Raw genomic sequence first — 15,860 nt, 5'->3', positions numbered from 1 at the left:
TCGTTGTTATCGGTGCTCAGTGGGGCGACGAAGGAAAAGGAAAGATTGTTGATTATCTTGCAGAAGACGCAAAATATGTCGTGCGATATGCCGGCGGTCCAAATGCAGGTCACACAATCGTTGTAGACGGAAAGCAGTTTGCACTTCATCAGGTTCCGTCTGGAATTTTGTATCCGAACAAATCAGTTTTCCTTGGTGCCGGCATGGTAATCGACCCGGAGGCACTTTTTAACGAGCTTCAGATGCTCAAAGACAACGGAATTGACTGGGAAGGCCGCGTTTTCATTTCTGACCGTGCGCACATTATTCTTCCTGGCTACCGACAGATGGATAAAGACCGCGATGCTTCACGCAAACGCCCAATCGGTACAACTGGCCGTGGAATCGGTATCGCATATTCAGAAAAAGCACACCGCGACGGTCTCCGCCTCGCAGATTTGGACTGGCCAGAGAAAATGGCTGAGTTTGATGGCGAAAACCTCGCTTACCTCAACAAATACAAAGACAAGCTCATCGAAATGCGCGTTGATTTGACTTCAAAGATGTTCGAATATCGCAACGAAAACATCCTTTTTGAAGGTGCACAGGGTGCAATGCTCGACATCGATTCTGGAACATATCCGTATGTTTCTTCTGGAGCTTCTTGCTCGGCTGGTGCTGCAACTGGTTGTGGAATCGGCCCAAAAGACCTGGACAAAATCCTCGGCGTTTTCAAAGCATATCAGACACGAGTTGGAAACGGCCCGATGCCAACAGAATTCAATAACGAAAGCGAAGGCGAGCTTTGTGAATATGTCCGCAAAACTGGCCGTGAATATGGCGTAACAACTGGTCGTGCCCGCCGATGTGGTTATCTTGACCTTGTAGCACTCCGCTATGCTTGTATCACAAACTCAATCGATTCACTCGTTCTTACACACCTCGACATTTACGATACATTTGATGAAATTGAAGCATGTATCGCATACGAAATTGACGGCAAAATCGTTACAGACTTCCCGGCAAGCGTTCCAGCAATGGAAAAGGCAAAGCCAGTCCTCAAAAAGTTCGGTGGATGGAAGGCAAGCCTCAAAGAATGCCGTTCTTATGAAGATTTGCCAAAAAATGCACGCGAGTATGTTGAGTTCATCGAAGACTACTGCAAAACTCCGGTCGGAATTATTTCAGTAGGTTACGAGCGAGACGAAACTTTCATCCGAGAGAATCCTTGGAAAAAATAAGTCTAATAAATTGACCGTACAACGCACCTCAAATTGGGGTGCGTATTTTTTGCCTTCCTCGATAAAAGGGGAGTTAGCTTTCTGAAAACCAGTCTAAAAAGGCTAGTGTGCTGCAATCTTTTAGAGCGGCAAAATCTTTGGTGTTCCGCGTGACCAAAATCATTCCGTTTGAGATAGCCGTGGAAGCGATTTTTAAGTCGGAATCTGGCATTGGAGTGCCGTTTTGTTCAAGTCTTACTTTTAAATCGGTGTAAATCCATGCACAATTTGAGTCAAAAGGTAAAATCTCAAAGAATCCCTGAATCTGATTCAAAAGAAAATCTTCGAGCCGTTCTTTTCTGACTCCTTCTGGCAAGCGTTTTACCCCATGCAAAGATTCTGACCATGCGACAACCGGAATCGCAGATCTTTTTTGATTTTGGATGACTTTTTGGACTACCTCTTCGTTTGGATTTGGTTTTGCGAGTTCTGAATAAATGTTCGTGTCGAGAAGATAGATAGGCTTCATTTTTTCTTTCCCTCGCTCCAAAGCTCTGAAATTTTCGAGATTTCTTCTGCCCGACTAAGATTTTCGACTTTGCGTTCAGCATTGAAAATCTTTTCTATTTCAGAATTTGAAAATTCCGAGTTTGAAAGAACCGAAGCTGATTTTGCCCGCCATGCTATCAGACTTTCGGCAAAAGCGGTATTTTGATTGGCTTCATTAAAACTACTCACCGAAGCCAGAATCGCAACAGCTTTACCATGTCGAGAAATTTGCACTGGTTCGCCGTTTTCGACAAGATGAAGGAGATGAGTAAAACCGTTTTTAGCCTCTTTAACCGCCACACTATTCATTTTGAACCTCAACATAATGATAATATTAAGTGGCTACTTTGTCAAATTTGTAGCTAAAAATATTGAATTGTGAAGACTTAGGAGAAATCCGAAAAGGCTTATTCCAAATGCAATAATTATTCCTATTAATAATTAAAAGAGGTATCTGAGCAGGGCTAATACAACTGTTGCTCATTGTAAGTCCCCGGTTCCTATGCCTATTTTTCTACGCCCATTACCAAACAAACTTCTTTCTATTATAATGTCTTCATGCCTCGTGCCAGACTAATTTCTTTCCTTGCTGCTTTGTGCCTTTTTCTCTCTGCAATTGAAAATGCGATTCCTAAGCCATTGCCTTTTCTACGGCTTGGACTTGCAAACTTACCGATTCTTCTTGCGTTGTTTTTGCTTAATCGGAGGGAAGTTTTTTCGCTTGTGCTGTTTAAGGTGCTCGCTCAAGGTGTGATTTCAGGAACGCTTTTTTCTTATATTTTTTTGTTTTCGGCTGGCGGGTCTTTTTCTTCGGCGATCGCAATGATGGGGATTTATGAGGTTTTTGGAAAGAGGGATGCAAGAAAATTGACTACCAAACGAAAGTTATATTGTGCGTCTGCTGTCGGAATAAGTCTTTTCGGTTCTCTTGCAAGCACTTGTACCCAGCTGCTTTTGGCTAAATTTTTTCTTTTTGGTTCAAATACTAAATATGTTGCACCGATTTTGCTGATTTCAGGTTTACTCACAGGGCTTTTGCTTGGTATTTTCGCGGAGCTTTTTATTCAGAAATCTAAGTGGTTTAACGAGTGCTTGAAGATGGTTGCAGACTTTTCAACCGATATGGAGAAAACTGATGAAATCTGAAATAATTTTGACTGCTGTAATCTGGTTATTTGTGCTGATTTTTTTCGTTCTTGCCTGCATAAAATGCCGTCGAGTGCGAGTCGTACCGTCAATTCTTATCATTCTTTCAATCACTTTTTTCGCACTTTTGTCTCCGTCTGGGGAAGTTCTACTATCATTCGGTAGTTTTAGAGTCACTTTGGATTCACTTTTGCTTGGATTACGCCGAAGTGGTATTCTTGTTGGCATGGTTTTTCTTTCCAGGCTGATAATGCCTTCAGGAGCAAATGCTTCTAAAATTGCCCGATTTGGAACAATTGGGGAAAAGTTAAGGGATGTTTTTTACTGGTTTAATTTACTCACTGCAGAAAAAATATCTTTAAAACACGGGCATATTATCGAATCTATTGATGAGCGATTGCTAGAAATCTGGAGAACAGATAAATAGAGTGCTCGGAAAGTGAGGTTGCCTTGCGACAATGTTTTACGAACAGGTCTAATACTTTTTTCTCGTAACAATTAATAATTATCTTTATTTTTAAATACAAGGAGAATTTATTTGTGAAAAAAATTTTATATTTTTCGCTTGGTTTATTTTTTTCGATTTCAGGTCTATATTCTCAATCGGTTTCGCCTGACTTGCTCGAAAAAATAAAAAGCTCTGGTGAATTGCAGAATGTCTTCTTAAATGATGACAAAATTAATTTATCATTGGTTCCCAAAACGGAGCTTTCATCTCAAGCACTTACTCATTGGAACAATTCTGATAAACCGCGTCTTACGACTGAAAAACTCTTCTATTTGGACAAGAAAGATTTGAAATCAGATGGAACTTTTTCTGAAGATTCTTCGTCTTTTTCAATCGATAAGGTTTCAAAAGTAATTCGCTCGATTTCAACTATGAAGGGCACGGAGTATTATTCAAATCGGCATAAAAAGTGGGAAACGCTTTATCATGATGCCTATCTGGTAAAATCTCCAGACGAAAGAGTCATAATTCCTGATGATACGCAAGGTTCAGCTGATGGTAAAACGCTCTATTGTATGCAGGACGATAATTCATTTGGGAAATGTTGGTACGAGTTAACTTACAGCCAGCGTGAAAATGAAGTAAGCGTCTGCTTTGACAATTTTGAGCCGCTGAAGTTCGGTTTTATTACTGCGGCAAAAGCTCATAATGTAAAAATAAATCTTGTTGTAGTTGATGAAGGCGACCATTTTCTTGTTTATCTAATGGTTCAGGCTAATTATCCTCGAATCGCTATGCTTGAAGAAAAAATGTTAGATTCTTTTAATGCGCGGGTGGATTCTATTTATAAATGGTTTGTTAAAGAAATGGGGGCTGCCCGCTAACGCGTGCCGGCTGTTCCGCACTTCGCTAACGCTCATAGCGCGATGCTTCGCATCGGCTACTTCGGTGCTACATAGCCTAGCCCGTTGTTTCCTATAGAAAAATCTGTATAAAAATGATATATTTTCAAATCTCGAAATTAGGAGAACAAAATGAAAAAAACAATATTTGCAGCAATCTTCGGTTTGCTGGCAATATCTTTTGGAGGATGTAAACCCATGGACAAAGAATTAAATGCAATAAAGGGTAAAGATGGTGTATTTGCAATTATGGAAACAAGCAAAGGTTCTATTGTGCTTGAACTTTTTTACAAACAGACACCGCTTACTGTAACAAACTTTGTTGGTCTTGCAGAAGGCACTCTTGATGCTACAAAAGGCAAACATTTTTACGATGGTCTTACTTTCCATCGTGTTATTGCTGATTTCATGATTCAGGGTGGTGATCCAGAAGGTTCTGGTCGTGGCGGTCCTGGATACAGATTTGCTGATGAATTTGATCCAAGCTTGAATTTTGATAAACCAGGATATCTTGCTATGGCAAATGCTGGTCCAGGAACAAATGGAAGCCAGTTCTTTATCACTCATGTTCCAACAGAATGGCTCAACCAGAAACACACAATTTTTGGTCAGGTTGTAAATGAGGATAGCCAGAAAGTTGTAAACGCTGTTCAGCAGGGCGATAAAATTGAAAAAATAACAATCATCCGACAAGGGGATGAAGCGAAGAAATTTACAGCAACACAGGCTGATTTTGATAAACATGCTTCAGAAGCAAAGGCAAAGGCCGCAGAAAGAGCAAAGGCTGCCGCTGCTGCAAAAATTAAAGAGGTTGAAGAAAAATTCCCTGGATTCAACAAAGATCCAAACGGCATTTATTATAAAACAACAAAAGATGGTTCTGGCGAGAAAATCGGCGGAAAGCGTGCAGTTGCAGTTGAGTACAAAGGTTACTTTGTAAATGGTCAGGTTTTCGATCAGTCTAAAGGTCGTGGCCCGCTTGAATTCACAACTGCTGGCGGTCAGATGATTCCTGGATTTGATGTCATGGTTCAGGATATGAAACTTGGTGAAAAGAGGACAATCGTTCTTCCTCCGAGTCAGGCTTACGGTGAAAATGGTATTCCTGGGGTAATTCCTGGTGGTGCTTATCTTGCATTTGATATTGAACTGACAAAAGTAAAAAAATAATCAAAATCTAAAATCACTAAGCATCGGTTTTTGCCGGTGCTTTTTTTATGTTCTTTACATCGATTGCCAGAAAATCAAAATAAAGTGTTCTGAAAAAAATTGGAAGTGTAAAGAATAAATGAATCAGCGGAATTTCATGAACAGTAATTGATAGAATCAGCATATAAATAAAAGCAAAAAATGAAACTAACGACCAATAGGAAATTTGTAATCTTCTTCTTTTCACTGGTTTGAAAATTCTAAAGGCAGCCAGCAGATGCAAGGGAAACAAAAACAAGAATTGCAAATTGTTTCTAAAAAGCGTCTGTTCAGAAAACACATCAAGAAATACAATTACCAATCCAGAAAAACCTGTGATGAACAAAATCAAAAAATCAAAAATTTGTACAGTTTTGTAAATTGAAATGACATATAGCTTATCAAAAAAATAAACCAATACTTGGTAAAGTGTTGTTAAAAAAACAATACCCGTAATAATTGTTAAAACAATAAGAAGTGACAATTTTTCTTTTTCGAAGAAGTTTGCTTGTTCCCGCTCATTAAAATCCATAGTTCTTTTATCGCTCATCATAATATATGAATCTTCAATATGGTGTAGCCGGATTTTGTGTTCCCAAATCTCAGAGAATGAATAACGCTCGGTAGTGTCTTTTCCTACCATTCGATAGCAGTCATGAAGAATTTGTGAAATATGTGTTTCCGAATTATTAGCCAAAATATCAAAATCATATTCATAATCAGGGAGTGCATTATGAACTGTGCGCAAAAATGAATATATGTAAGCGACTTCGTTGGGAGAAAGCTGTAAAATTAATTCCGTTAAACTAGTATTGCTTTTTTGTGCGTACTCAAGATAAAAGGTTAAAAATGGCTTACTTATAATTTTTGCTTTCTTTTCTTTTAAAATGAATTTTAGAACAAAGAAAGTGTCATCAAAATTATCAAAGTGTTCAAAATCAATTACCTGATCAAATTCTGTTTCTTTGTCATAAATCCTAAGGCAGTTTTTTGAAAAGAGAGAATGTGCTAAATCTGTATAATTAATTGCTAAAATTGAGATACTAGCCTTGTCTGAAAGCTTTTCCGGAAACTTATATGCGTGAAGAGAAATTTGAGGTATCAATAGAAAAAAAACTGTGAGAAAAAATCTCTGAATCGAAGAAGCTTTTTTGCTTGTAAAAAACATTTTACGATTACGGGCTGTGCTAAACACCAATTTTAAATATCCTCTCTATTTTATGCTAAAATCACTTATCTTGCTAGCAGACTTTTTCGAAAAGTTAAATTATTTATAGACGGCCTATATACCGAAACGGAATAGGATGATAATCTATGATAAAATGAAATCTCTTATCTGTACGACGCTTTTAGTTGAAACTTCTCCGCAGGGACTGCCCTTGGGGGCCGCATGTATTGCCAGTGCTGTAAAAGCCGATTCCCGCACAAACAAAAAAATTTCAGTTGAGCTTGTAGATTTTTCGCTCGAAGAGCAGGATATTTGTCTTGCACGAAAAAATGGCGGTGATGATAAGGTCGCGTCGCTGATTGCTAATCGTCTTTCACAGAATAAGCCTGATTTTCTTGCTTTCAGTGTGTATGTTTGGAACCGAGTGATTCTTGAAAAAACTTGCCTTGAATTAAAGCAAATTCTGCCTGAGTGTGTGTGCATTGCCGGTGGTCCTGAAGTTACGGCAAATCCGTTTTCATTTAACAGTTTTGATTTTATGATTGCAGGTCAGGGTGAGCGGGCAATGGTGGAACTGCTGGAACAATTGCTTTGTCATCCTGAAAGCCAAAAATGTGAAATTCAAGGCGTTTATGCACGAGATTCATCCTTGAGTTGTGATGCTCGCACTGAAATCATTCGGGCGTGTCCGTTGCCTCCTGATGTAACGGTTTCTCCATATCTTGACGGAACTCTTAATCCTGCAAAATACGGCGGTGCGCTTTGGGAACTTGCACGAGGCTGTCCGTTCAAGTGTTCTTATTGTTACGAGTCAAAAGGCGAAAAAAAAATCGCTTATTTTCCAATAGAGCGTCTGGAAAAAGAAATTGAACTTTTTGCGAAAAAAAATATCTCTCAGGTCTTTGTGCTTGATCCAACTTATAATGCAAGTAAAGAGCGTGCAATAAAAATGCTCAAAATTATCGAAAAAAAGGCACCGGGCATGTTTTTCTATTTTGAAGCGCGTGCAGAATTCATTGACCGTGAGCTTGCTCGTGCTTTCGCGCGTATTCCGTGCTGCCTCCAAATCGGCTTGCAGAGTGCTAATCCAGATGTTTTGAAAAATGTTAACCGTACGCTCGAAAAAAAGCGATTCATAAAGAATATCGGATTTTTGAATGAAGAAGGCGTAATATTCGGCTTTGACCTTATTTATGGCTTGCCGGGCGATAATTTTAATGGATTTTGTGAAAGCATTGATTTTGCGCTTTCTTTATATCCTAATAATCTCGAACTGTTTTGTCTGAGTGTTCTTCCTGGAACGGATTTGCATGATGCGGCAAAAGGCTTTGGCTTGGAATGGGAGCAAACGCCGCCGTATCATGTTTTGAAAACTCCGCAGTTTAATGAAAAAGACCTGGCTCGCGCTGAAAAACTTGCTCAGGCGACAAATCTTTTCTATACAAAAGGGCGTGCTGTTGCCTGGTTCAATCCACTGCTCTATGTTTTGCGTGAAAAACCGAGCGTTTTTTTGAAAAAATTTGCAGATTGGCTGGATGAAAAATTAACTCACAATCTTCTTTCTCTGACAGATATGCAAATCGAAGAATTTCAGCTTGATTTTGTCCGTAAGAGTTTTCATGAAAAGCATTTGGATCGTTGTTATCCTGCTGCAGAAGATTTAATCAAAATGCACGGTGCTTTGGGGCGCTGTACTTATGATGGTTCTGAATCAAATTTCACTACAAATTATCATCCTGATGATGTAATGAGTGAATACGGAACGGACATTGAATTTTTTACAGAAAATTGCGGAAAGCAGAAATGCCGCGTAAAAGTCTTTTTGGGAAAGAATGGGGCTGATTGGCGGGTAGTGTAAGAAAGTCTAAAAGTCGCTAAAAAGTCATTCCCAGTGCGGCAGAGAATTTCCAGTAATCTTGAGTTACATTGTAAGTTAATCCCAAGGCAATTGCCGGAAAAGCGATTTTTGCCAGATAGAATTTAGCCCCGCCGTTTGGACCGTGAATGAATTTGTAATCATCGTCCGGCTCACGAGGATTGAAATCCTGTGTGTAAAGAATCTGATAGTCACTGTAAAGTGAAATCATGCCCCAGCTGAATTTTTTGATAGCGAGTTCCAGACCTGCATTACCGCCGATTAAATGTTCCGTGCTGAAATGGCTTGAAAGAAGGGAAACTGAAGCGGCATCCTGACCTTTATATGCCGAAATGTGATTGTTAATTCCGTAATACCCTGAATATTTTTGATACATTCTGAGTCTTGGTGTGAAAATTGAATGTTGTTCACTGATTGCAAACGAAAATCCCATCGGGTATTGGAAATCTTTGTTGTCTGAATTTGTGAATCCGAAGTCTGCTGAAAGGGATGCTGAATTTGTTGACATAAAAATGCCGTTCCAGTCTGATTTTGAATAACTTATTCCCGGAGAAATTGTGAATGATTTTATTGATTCGGGTGAAAGTCCCTGAAATTCCTGCACATCACTGTTTTCATGAGAATTTACTCGGAATCCGCTGGAAATCGTGAGATTTTCATGCAATTTTTCGCTAACCGTGATTCCTAAACTGTAGCAGTTGTCATCGTGTTTTAAAACAGTGTCGTTTTCAAAATTCGTGTATTCTGGACTGCTGAACGAACCTGAAGCAAAAACTGAAAATCCAGGAACCCTGGAGTCTCTTTGAGCTTTTACGAAGGATGCGAACGCTGTTTTTCCAGTGCTCGCATAAAATCCACCCAAGACGAACATATCTTTTTGACCGAACGCATTTGTGTCCATTACAACTCCGCCTGCGACAATGCTGGAGCTTGTGTATATTGCAAAAGGCACCGGAAAGAAAGTGATTTTTTCTTTAACAGAAATGTTTATTTGAGCTTCGCTGTCTGAAATCTGTTCTGTGCTGATATTGATGTCGGTGAAAATGCCTTCCAATTGGATTTGCGTTTCAAGTTCGTGCATATCCGTTTCAGCGAGGGTGTTTCCGATGAATTTTTTTACGCGTGACTGGATGTAGGAATTGCGCGTTTTTTTAAGGCCGATAAAATTGATTTTTGTGACGGTAAGATTTTGATTGATTGAGTTATTTAAAGTTTCTGATTCTGATTCATTTTTGTCAGCGAATTCTTCGTTAAGAATCTGAGTTTCGGTAATTTCTGCCTGTTTCTGGGAAGCACTGATTTCTGCATTGTCATTTGCAAGCTGGGCATTTGATTTTGGTTCTGCCGTCTGCGTAAATGCTGAAACTGAAAAAAGTACGAAAGCGGCAAGAAAAAGATTTTTTTTCATATTAGAAAAGTATATTCGAATCCAATGATTTTCTCAATGGAACTATGTTGAATGAAAAATGACTTGCACAAAAAAATATAAATCAATATACTCACTACAACGATTTCGTAAAACAGGCGAGGAGGTCTTTGAATGAAATTCGGACATTTTGATGACAAGAACCGTGAGTATGTAATTGAAACACCGCGTACACCTTATCCGTGGATTAATTATCTTGGAAGTGAAAAATTCTTCTCTTTGATTTCTAACACAAGTGGCGGTTATTCATTCTATACAGACGCTCGCTTGCGTCGTCTTACCCGTTACCGCTACAACGATATGCCGCTTGATAACAACGGCCACTACTTCTTCATTAAAGATGGAGACACAATCTGGAACCCTGGCTGGCAGCCAACTCAGACTCCGCTTGATTCTTACGAGTGCCATCACGGATTCGGCTATTCAAAATTCATTTCTAAAAAGAATGATTTGAAGGCTGAGGCAGTTTACTTTGTTCCAAATACAGAAAATGCCGAAGTAGAAATGCTTACCCTCAAAAACGAAGGTAAATCAGACAAGACAATCAGCCTGGTTTCTTTTGTTGAATGGTGTCTCTACAACGCATCTGACGACTGCCAGAACTTCCAGAGAAACTTCTCTACTGGTGAAGTTGAAATTGAAGGCAGCGCAATCTACCACAAGACAGAATACCGCGAACGCCGCAATCACTTTACTTTCTACTGGTGTAACCAGAAAATCGACGGTTTTGATACAGACCGCGAAACCTTCCTTGGACTTTACAATCCTATTTCTGCACCAAAAACTGTTGTTGAAGGAAAATCAGGAAATTCAGTTGCAGACGGATGGTCTCCAATTGCTTCTCACCGCGTAAATCTGACTTTGAAAGCCGGTGAAGAAAAAACTTTGATTTTCGTTCTCGGCTACATCGAAATGGATAACGACAAGAAATTCCTTTCTGAAGCAGACAAAAAGAAGGCTCTGGATGCAGGACTTCTGCGCACAAACACAGCTTCAGGCGTAATCAACAAGGAAAAGGCTTACGAGCTTCAGAAGAAGTTTGATACAAAAGAGAAGGTTGAAAAAGAACTTGTCGCTCTTAAAGCATTCTGGGATGAAACTTTGAGCCACTTCTCTATCAAAACTGGTGACGAAAAACTTGACCGTATGGCAGTATGGAACCAGTACCAGTGTGTTGTAACTTACAACTTTGCCCGCTCTGCTTCTTACTTTGAATCAGGAATCGGTCGTGGTCTTGGCTTCCGCGATACTTCTCAGGATATGCTTGGTGCTGCTCATCAGCTTCCTGCAAGCCGCATCCGCGAACGCCTTTACGACGTTGCCGCAACTCAGTTTGAAGACGGTTCTGCTTACCACCAGTTCCAGCCTCTTACAAAACGCGGAAACGCTGATATCGGATCTAACTTCAATGATGACCCTCTCTGGCTCGTTCTTGGTGTTGGTAACTACATCCGCGAAACTGGCAACGTTGACTTCCTTAAGGTTGATGTTCCATTTGATAACTCAGAAACAAACAAAGCTACAATGTTCGAGCACCTTCGCCGTTCATACAACTACATCCCTAACCACATGGGACCACACGGTTTGCCACTTATCGGCCGTGCTGACTGGAACGACTGCTTGAACCTTAACTGTTTCTCTACAAACCCTAACGATTCATTCCAGACTTGTACAAACAAGGAAGGAAAGAACGCTGAATCAGTTATGATTGCCCAGATGTTCGTATTTGTTACACCTGACTATGTTCAGATGTGCCGTCTTATGGGTGATGAAGCTGAAGCTAAACGCGCAGAAGAGCTTTGCAAGAAGATGGAAGATGCTATCTGTACTGCAGGCTGGGACGGAGAATGGTATGTTCGCGCTTATGATGATGCCGGTCACAAAATCGGTTCTAAGGAATGCGAAAACGGTAAAATCTTCATTGAAAGCCAGGGCTTTGGTACAATGGCAAAAATCGGTAAAGATAAAGGCTATCCGGAAAAATCTCTGGACAGCGTAAAGAAATACCTTGATTCTAAATACGGAATCTGTATCCTCTGGCCGGCTTACCAGGAATACCACGTTGAACTTGGTGAAGTTTCTTCTTATCCACCTGGATACAAAGAGAATGGCGGTATCTTCTGTCATAATAATCCTTGGGTTGTAATTGGTGAAGTTGTAAACGGCCGCCCGCAGGATGCCTGGGAACACTACACAAAGATTGGTCCAGCATGGGTTGAAGAAAAATGGTCTGATATCCACCGCACAGAGCCTTATGTTTACAGCCAGATGGTTGCAGGACAGGAAGCTCGCCGCGAAGGTGAAGCAAAGAACAGCTGGCTTACAGGAACGGCTGCATGGAACTTTGTAGCACTTTCACAGTACATCTGCGGTTTGCGCCCACAGCACGCTGGTCTTGAAATTGAACCACGCCTGCCAGAACACGTTAAGAACGCAGAGCTCACTCGTAAGTTCCGCGGGGTAACATATCACATCACTGTAGAAAACAAGAAGAACACAGGAGCTGTTTCGCTTGAAGTAAAGGGCGGAAAGGCAAATGGTCTGATTGTTTCAGCAGATGCTGGTGTAAAAGAAGTTTTTGTTAAGGCAGTAGTTGCTTAAAACGGGGCGTTGCGGGGTGCGGTTCAGGCATAGCCTTCACCGAGACTCGTCTACAAACTCGTCTCACGAGGTTGTTCGCCTGATGGCGACCGACTCACTACCCGCAGAAGGGGTAGCGTAAAAGCAACGCTTTGGAGCGAGGGGAAGGCTTTCCCCTTTGCTTTTCTACATATTTTTGCTTGTAGAGAATATCTTCTTAACGAAGGCCTTGAACTGGTTGCCACGGTCGAACTCGTTTTTGAACATTCCGAAGCTTGTTGAGCCCGGCGAGAAAACGACAACCTGTGGCATTTTTGCATCATTCTGTGCAGGCTGAATAATCCCGTTTTCTAAATCTGCTTTTAGTTGTGAAAGCATTTCCTCAAGCGAGTTGAATGTACCTTTCCAGGCGACTTTTTTTGCGTTGAAGTCAGGAATCATTTTGTCTGAGGCAGTTCCTGCAAGGAGATAAACTGCTTTTGGTACGATATTTTTCCCGTTTTCACAAATTGCATTTGCTATTGGCGATAAATCAAGGCCTTTGTCTGTTCCACCTGTGAGGAAAATTACTGGTTGACCGAATGCCTGTGTTGCTTCGGCGCTTGCTTCAGGAACGGTTGCGGCTGAATCGTTATAGAAACGATATGTCGTGTTTCCGATTTTACATTCGTGGAAGAATTCAAGCCTGTGCTCGATTCCATTCCAGCGACCGAGTACTTCAATAATTCGCTCTGGGGAAACTCCCATAATTCGCAGGACAAGGGCTGCGTTCAAAACATTTGCCCGCATGTGCTTTCCGGGAACAATCAAATCTTTGAGGACGGTTTCCGTGGTTTTTTCGTAATCCTGTGGAAGGGTGTTTAAAATCTCTGTTGAGAGACGAGCTTTTCCGACTCCTTTTTTATCCTGCCATACGCCAAGAATTCCATCTGGAAGCTGCTTTTTGCTGTAACGGAGAATTGTTGCCTTGCACTCTTTGGCAAAAATATTTCCCCAGTTGTCGATTAAAGTTCCGCCGTCTGCAGCTGCGTCGGTATCAAAGTCAAAAATGGCAAAATCTTTTTTTGTTTGATCGGCATAAATCAGTTTTTTGTCGTTTACATAGGCGAGCATAGAATGATAGAAATTCTGATGATCGGGGATGATTTTAGTGATGATTGAAACTTTTGGCTTTAAGAGTCTTCGGCCACGAAGGTCTGCAAGTTGCCAGCTGGAAAGCTCAAGTACGACAGGAGTTGTTTCATCGGTTTGATCCAAAAAAGTGAGCGGTGAAACAGTGATATTTCCTCCTAAAAATGCACTGAATCCGGACTGCTTTAATCCGTAATAAATTGCACTTACAGTGGAAGATTTGCCTTTGCTTCCAGTAACGGCGATAATTGGTGCCTTTGAGAAAGCAAGGAAGAGAGAAATGTCTGTTTCGATTGCCTTTGCTGCTGCAAGATATTTATTTCCGTCGTATTTTACACCAGGATTTTTGATTACGCAGTCAGCATTTTCAAAATCTTCTATATTATGAGTGCCTAATCTGTAAACAAGGCGTGATTTATCTAGACTTTCATCATTATTTAATGAATCGACTGTGCTCTGCAAATCGGCTTCAGTTTTCATGTCAGTGGCGATTACATAAGCCCCGTGATTTAACAAGAATCGCACTGTGGCTTCGCCGCCTCCGTTTAAGCCCAAGCCCATGACCGTGACATGCTTGTCTTTTATATCTTCAATTGATTTGAAAAAACATCCTTTTGGATAAAAATGAATTGCCGGCGGTTTTGGTTCTGTTTCGTCTGACATGGCGAAGTCTCCTATAATAAAAATAATTCTACAACACCGCACGGTAAAATGCTAGGAAAATAGGGATTTTAGGTCTGCTTTTATAATGATTTTTGTGTATAATAAAACCATGAGTTCAAGTCTTTTTGCAGGTAAAAAATCTCTTGTTGTTGGCGGGTCAGGCGGAATCGGGCGTGAACTCTCTCTTCTTCTTGCAGAAAATAGTGCTGATTTGCTGATTCATGGCTCAAAAATGACAGAAAAATTTTCTTCTCTTTTGCAGGAAATTAATCTCAAATACGGGAAAATGCCTCAAGCCATTACGCAAAATCTTCTTGAACAGCCTTTTGATGAACTTGAATCGTCGGAGCTTTTGGAATCTGCCCGAATTTGTGACATCTTGTGTGTCTGCTACGGGCCTTTCGTTCAAAAATCTTTACATGAAACAATTCTTTCTGATTGGAAGAAAGTTGCTCTTTTTGATTATGCACTTCCGGGGCTTCTTGTTTCTTCGGCGCTTCCTTCGATGATGAAAAAAGGCTGGGGGAGAATCCTTCTTTTTGGAGGAACAGGTACTGCTTCGCGCAGGGAATTTTCCACGAATGCGGCTTATGCCGGAGCAAAATCTGCCTTGAATGTGCTTATTGAATCTGTTGCTGCGAATTATGCTGATTATGGAATTACCTGCAATGCGGTTCTTCCTGGTTTTACAGAAACAGAATACATCTCTGAGGCACAAAAAACTGAGCTCAGTGCGAAAATGCCTTTAAAATCAATGATAAATGCAAAGTCTGTAGCAGAATCTGCTTTATTTTTGCTGAAAAATGCCGATATTAACGGTGAGTGCCTTCGGATTGACAGAGGGTGGTCACCGGCACAAAAATCTTTGAAAATCTAGAATTTGCTAGACGAAATAGAGATTTTTGATGTATTATATAGAATAGATAGTTCCACAAAGTCGAGTTTAAGGTAGGATAGAATGAGCAACAACAATAATCTTGTTCCTGGATTTAATGATGAAAAAGACGACAGTCTTAAAATCAATCTTGAGAAAATTAATGATGTTGATAATGGTCTCGTTATTTATTTGAATGGCTATATCGACACATACAATTCAAGTTTCTTCCAGAAAAGAATCTCCAAAGTTGTTGAAGCCGGTTTTATAAATCTCATTTTTAATTGCTCTGCTTTAAATTATGTTTCATCAACAGGAATTGGTTCATTTACCGCATTCCTCAAGCTCATCAAACCAAAAGGCGGCGATATCGTTCTTCTTGAAATCCAGCCAAAAGTTTATGAGGTATTCCAGCTTCTCGGCTTCTCACAGTTTTTCAATATTAAAGATTCACTTGTTGATGCAACTAATTTCTTTAAGCAGGGCACACCGGTTTCAGAGAGCATTTTCCCAAAAATCTTCAGTTGTCCGGTATGTTCAAAAAGGCTCAAAGCTACAAGAGCAGGCCGTTTCCGTTGTTCAGAATGCAAGTCAATTCTTGCAATCGACCAGCACGGTCAGGTTTTCCTGGGTTAAAACAAAATCAAGTTGTCGGGCAGGGGCATTCATCATTTAGCCTGCCCTGAAAATCCACTTCGCAAAAGAAGTGG

General features: G+C 40.5%; 14 protein-coding genes. 9 read left to right on the top strand and 5 right to left on the bottom strand.

Features of this window, described 5'->3' with window-relative positions:
* On the top strand, positions 1-1,220 hold a 1,220-nt coding region (locus tag Q0Q74_RS11745), incomplete at its 5' end, for an adenylosuccinate synthetase (RefSeq protein ID WP_294431064.1).
* Positions 1,221-1,293: 73 nt separating this feature from the next.
* On the opposite strand, the gene Q0Q74_RS11740 is transcribed toward Q0Q74_RS11745, so the two are convergent.
* Positions 1,294-1,728, bottom strand: coding sequence for a PIN domain-containing protein (locus Q0Q74_RS11740; protein WP_294431062.1), 435 nt, complete (start codon positions 1,726-1,728; stop codon positions 1,294-1,296).
* On the bottom strand, positions 1,725-2,057 hold the full coding sequence (locus Q0Q74_RS11735) for a type II toxin-antitoxin system Phd/YefM family antitoxin (protein ID WP_294431060.1): 333 nt from the start codon (positions 2,055-2,057) through the stop codon (positions 1,725-1,727). Before Q0Q74_RS11735 ends, Q0Q74_RS11740 begins: the two co-directional genes overlap by 4 nt.
* 249 nt (positions 2,058-2,306) lie before the next feature.
* Here Q0Q74_RS11735 and Q0Q74_RS11730 point away from each other — a divergent pair, with 249 nt between their 5' ends.
* The 4 genes from Q0Q74_RS11730 (at position 2,307) to Q0Q74_RS11715 (ending at position 5,414) form a co-directional block, all read left to right on the top strand.
* On the top strand, positions 2,307-2,894 hold the full coding sequence (locus tag Q0Q74_RS11730) for a Gx transporter family protein (protein WP_294431058.1): 588 nt from the start codon (positions 2,307-2,309) through the stop codon (positions 2,892-2,894).
* Entirely contained in the window at positions 2,884-3,321 is a 438-nt protein-coding gene (locus Q0Q74_RS11725) for a hypothetical protein (RefSeq protein WP_294431057.1), read from the top strand. The genes Q0Q74_RS11730 and Q0Q74_RS11725 overlap by 11 nt, the downstream gene beginning before the upstream one ends.
* Before the next feature lie 113 nt (positions 3,322-3,434).
* Positions 3,435-4,226 carry a DUF6675 family protein gene (locus Q0Q74_RS11720; protein ID WP_294431056.1) on the top strand — a complete coding sequence of 264 codons (792 nt, stop codon included), beginning with the start codon at positions 3,435-3,437 and terminating at the stop codon, positions 4,224-4,226.
* Between the two features lie 150 nt (positions 4,227-4,376).
* On the top strand, positions 4,377-5,414 hold the full coding sequence (locus Q0Q74_RS11715; RefSeq protein WP_294431055.1) for a peptidylprolyl isomerase: 1,038 nt from the start codon (positions 4,377-4,379) through the stop codon (positions 5,412-5,414).
* 16 nt (positions 5,415-5,430) lie between these two features.
* Here the strand turns inward: Q0Q74_RS11715 and Q0Q74_RS11710 are convergent, their stop codons facing one another.
* Positions 5,431-6,600: a DUF4105 domain-containing protein gene (locus Q0Q74_RS11710; RefSeq protein WP_294431054.1), complete on the bottom strand. Its 1,170-nt coding sequence runs from the start codon at positions 6,598-6,600 to the stop codon at positions 5,431-5,433.
* 154 nt (positions 6,601-6,754) lie between these two features.
* On the opposite strand from Q0Q74_RS11710, the gene Q0Q74_RS11705 reads away from it, so the two are divergent.
* Positions 6,755-8,458, top strand: coding sequence for a radical SAM protein (locus Q0Q74_RS11705; RefSeq protein ID WP_294431053.1), 1,704 nt, complete (start codon positions 6,755-6,757; stop codon positions 8,456-8,458).
* A gap of 16 nt (positions 8,459-8,474) precedes the next feature.
* Here the strand turns inward: Q0Q74_RS11705 and Q0Q74_RS11700 are convergent, their stop codons facing one another.
* Complete coding sequence (locus tag Q0Q74_RS11700; RefSeq protein ID WP_294431052.1) at positions 8,475-9,884, bottom strand: POTRA domain-containing protein; 1,410 nt, start codon at positions 9,882-9,884, stop codon at positions 8,475-8,477.
* A gap of 132 nt (positions 9,885-10,016) precedes the next feature.
* On the opposite strand from Q0Q74_RS11700, the gene Q0Q74_RS11695 reads away from it, so the two are divergent.
* Entirely contained in the window at positions 10,017-12,503 is a 2,487-nt protein-coding gene (locus Q0Q74_RS11695) for a glycosyl transferase (RefSeq protein WP_294431051.1), read from the top strand.
* A 165-nt stretch (positions 12,504-12,668) separates the two neighbouring features.
* Here Q0Q74_RS11695 and murD read toward each other — a convergent pair whose 3' ends face one another.
* Entirely contained in the window at positions 12,669-14,276 is a 1,608-nt protein-coding gene (murD, locus tag Q0Q74_RS11690) for a UDP-N-acetylmuramoyl-L-alanine--D-glutamate ligase (protein ID WP_294431050.1), read from the bottom strand.
* A 109-nt stretch (positions 14,277-14,385) separates the two neighbouring features.
* Here murD and Q0Q74_RS11685 point away from each other — a divergent pair, with 109 nt between their 5' ends.
* Positions 14,386-15,153, top strand: coding sequence for an SDR family NAD(P)-dependent oxidoreductase (locus Q0Q74_RS11685; RefSeq protein ID WP_294431049.1), 768 nt, complete (start codon positions 14,386-14,388; stop codon positions 15,151-15,153).
* An 81-nt stretch (positions 15,154-15,234) separates the two neighbouring features.
* Positions 15,235-15,786 carry an STAS domain-containing protein gene (locus tag Q0Q74_RS11680; protein WP_294431047.1) on the top strand — a complete coding sequence of 184 codons (552 nt, stop codon included), beginning with the start codon at positions 15,235-15,237 and terminating at the stop codon, positions 15,784-15,786.
* Positions 15,787-15,860: the final 74 nt, after the last annotated feature.

Source organism: uncultured Treponema sp., from assembly GCF_946187725.1.
GTDB lineage: Bacteria > Spirochaetota > Spirochaetia > Treponematales > Treponemataceae > Treponema_D.
This window is presented reverse-complemented; position numbering and strand designations above follow the sequence as displayed.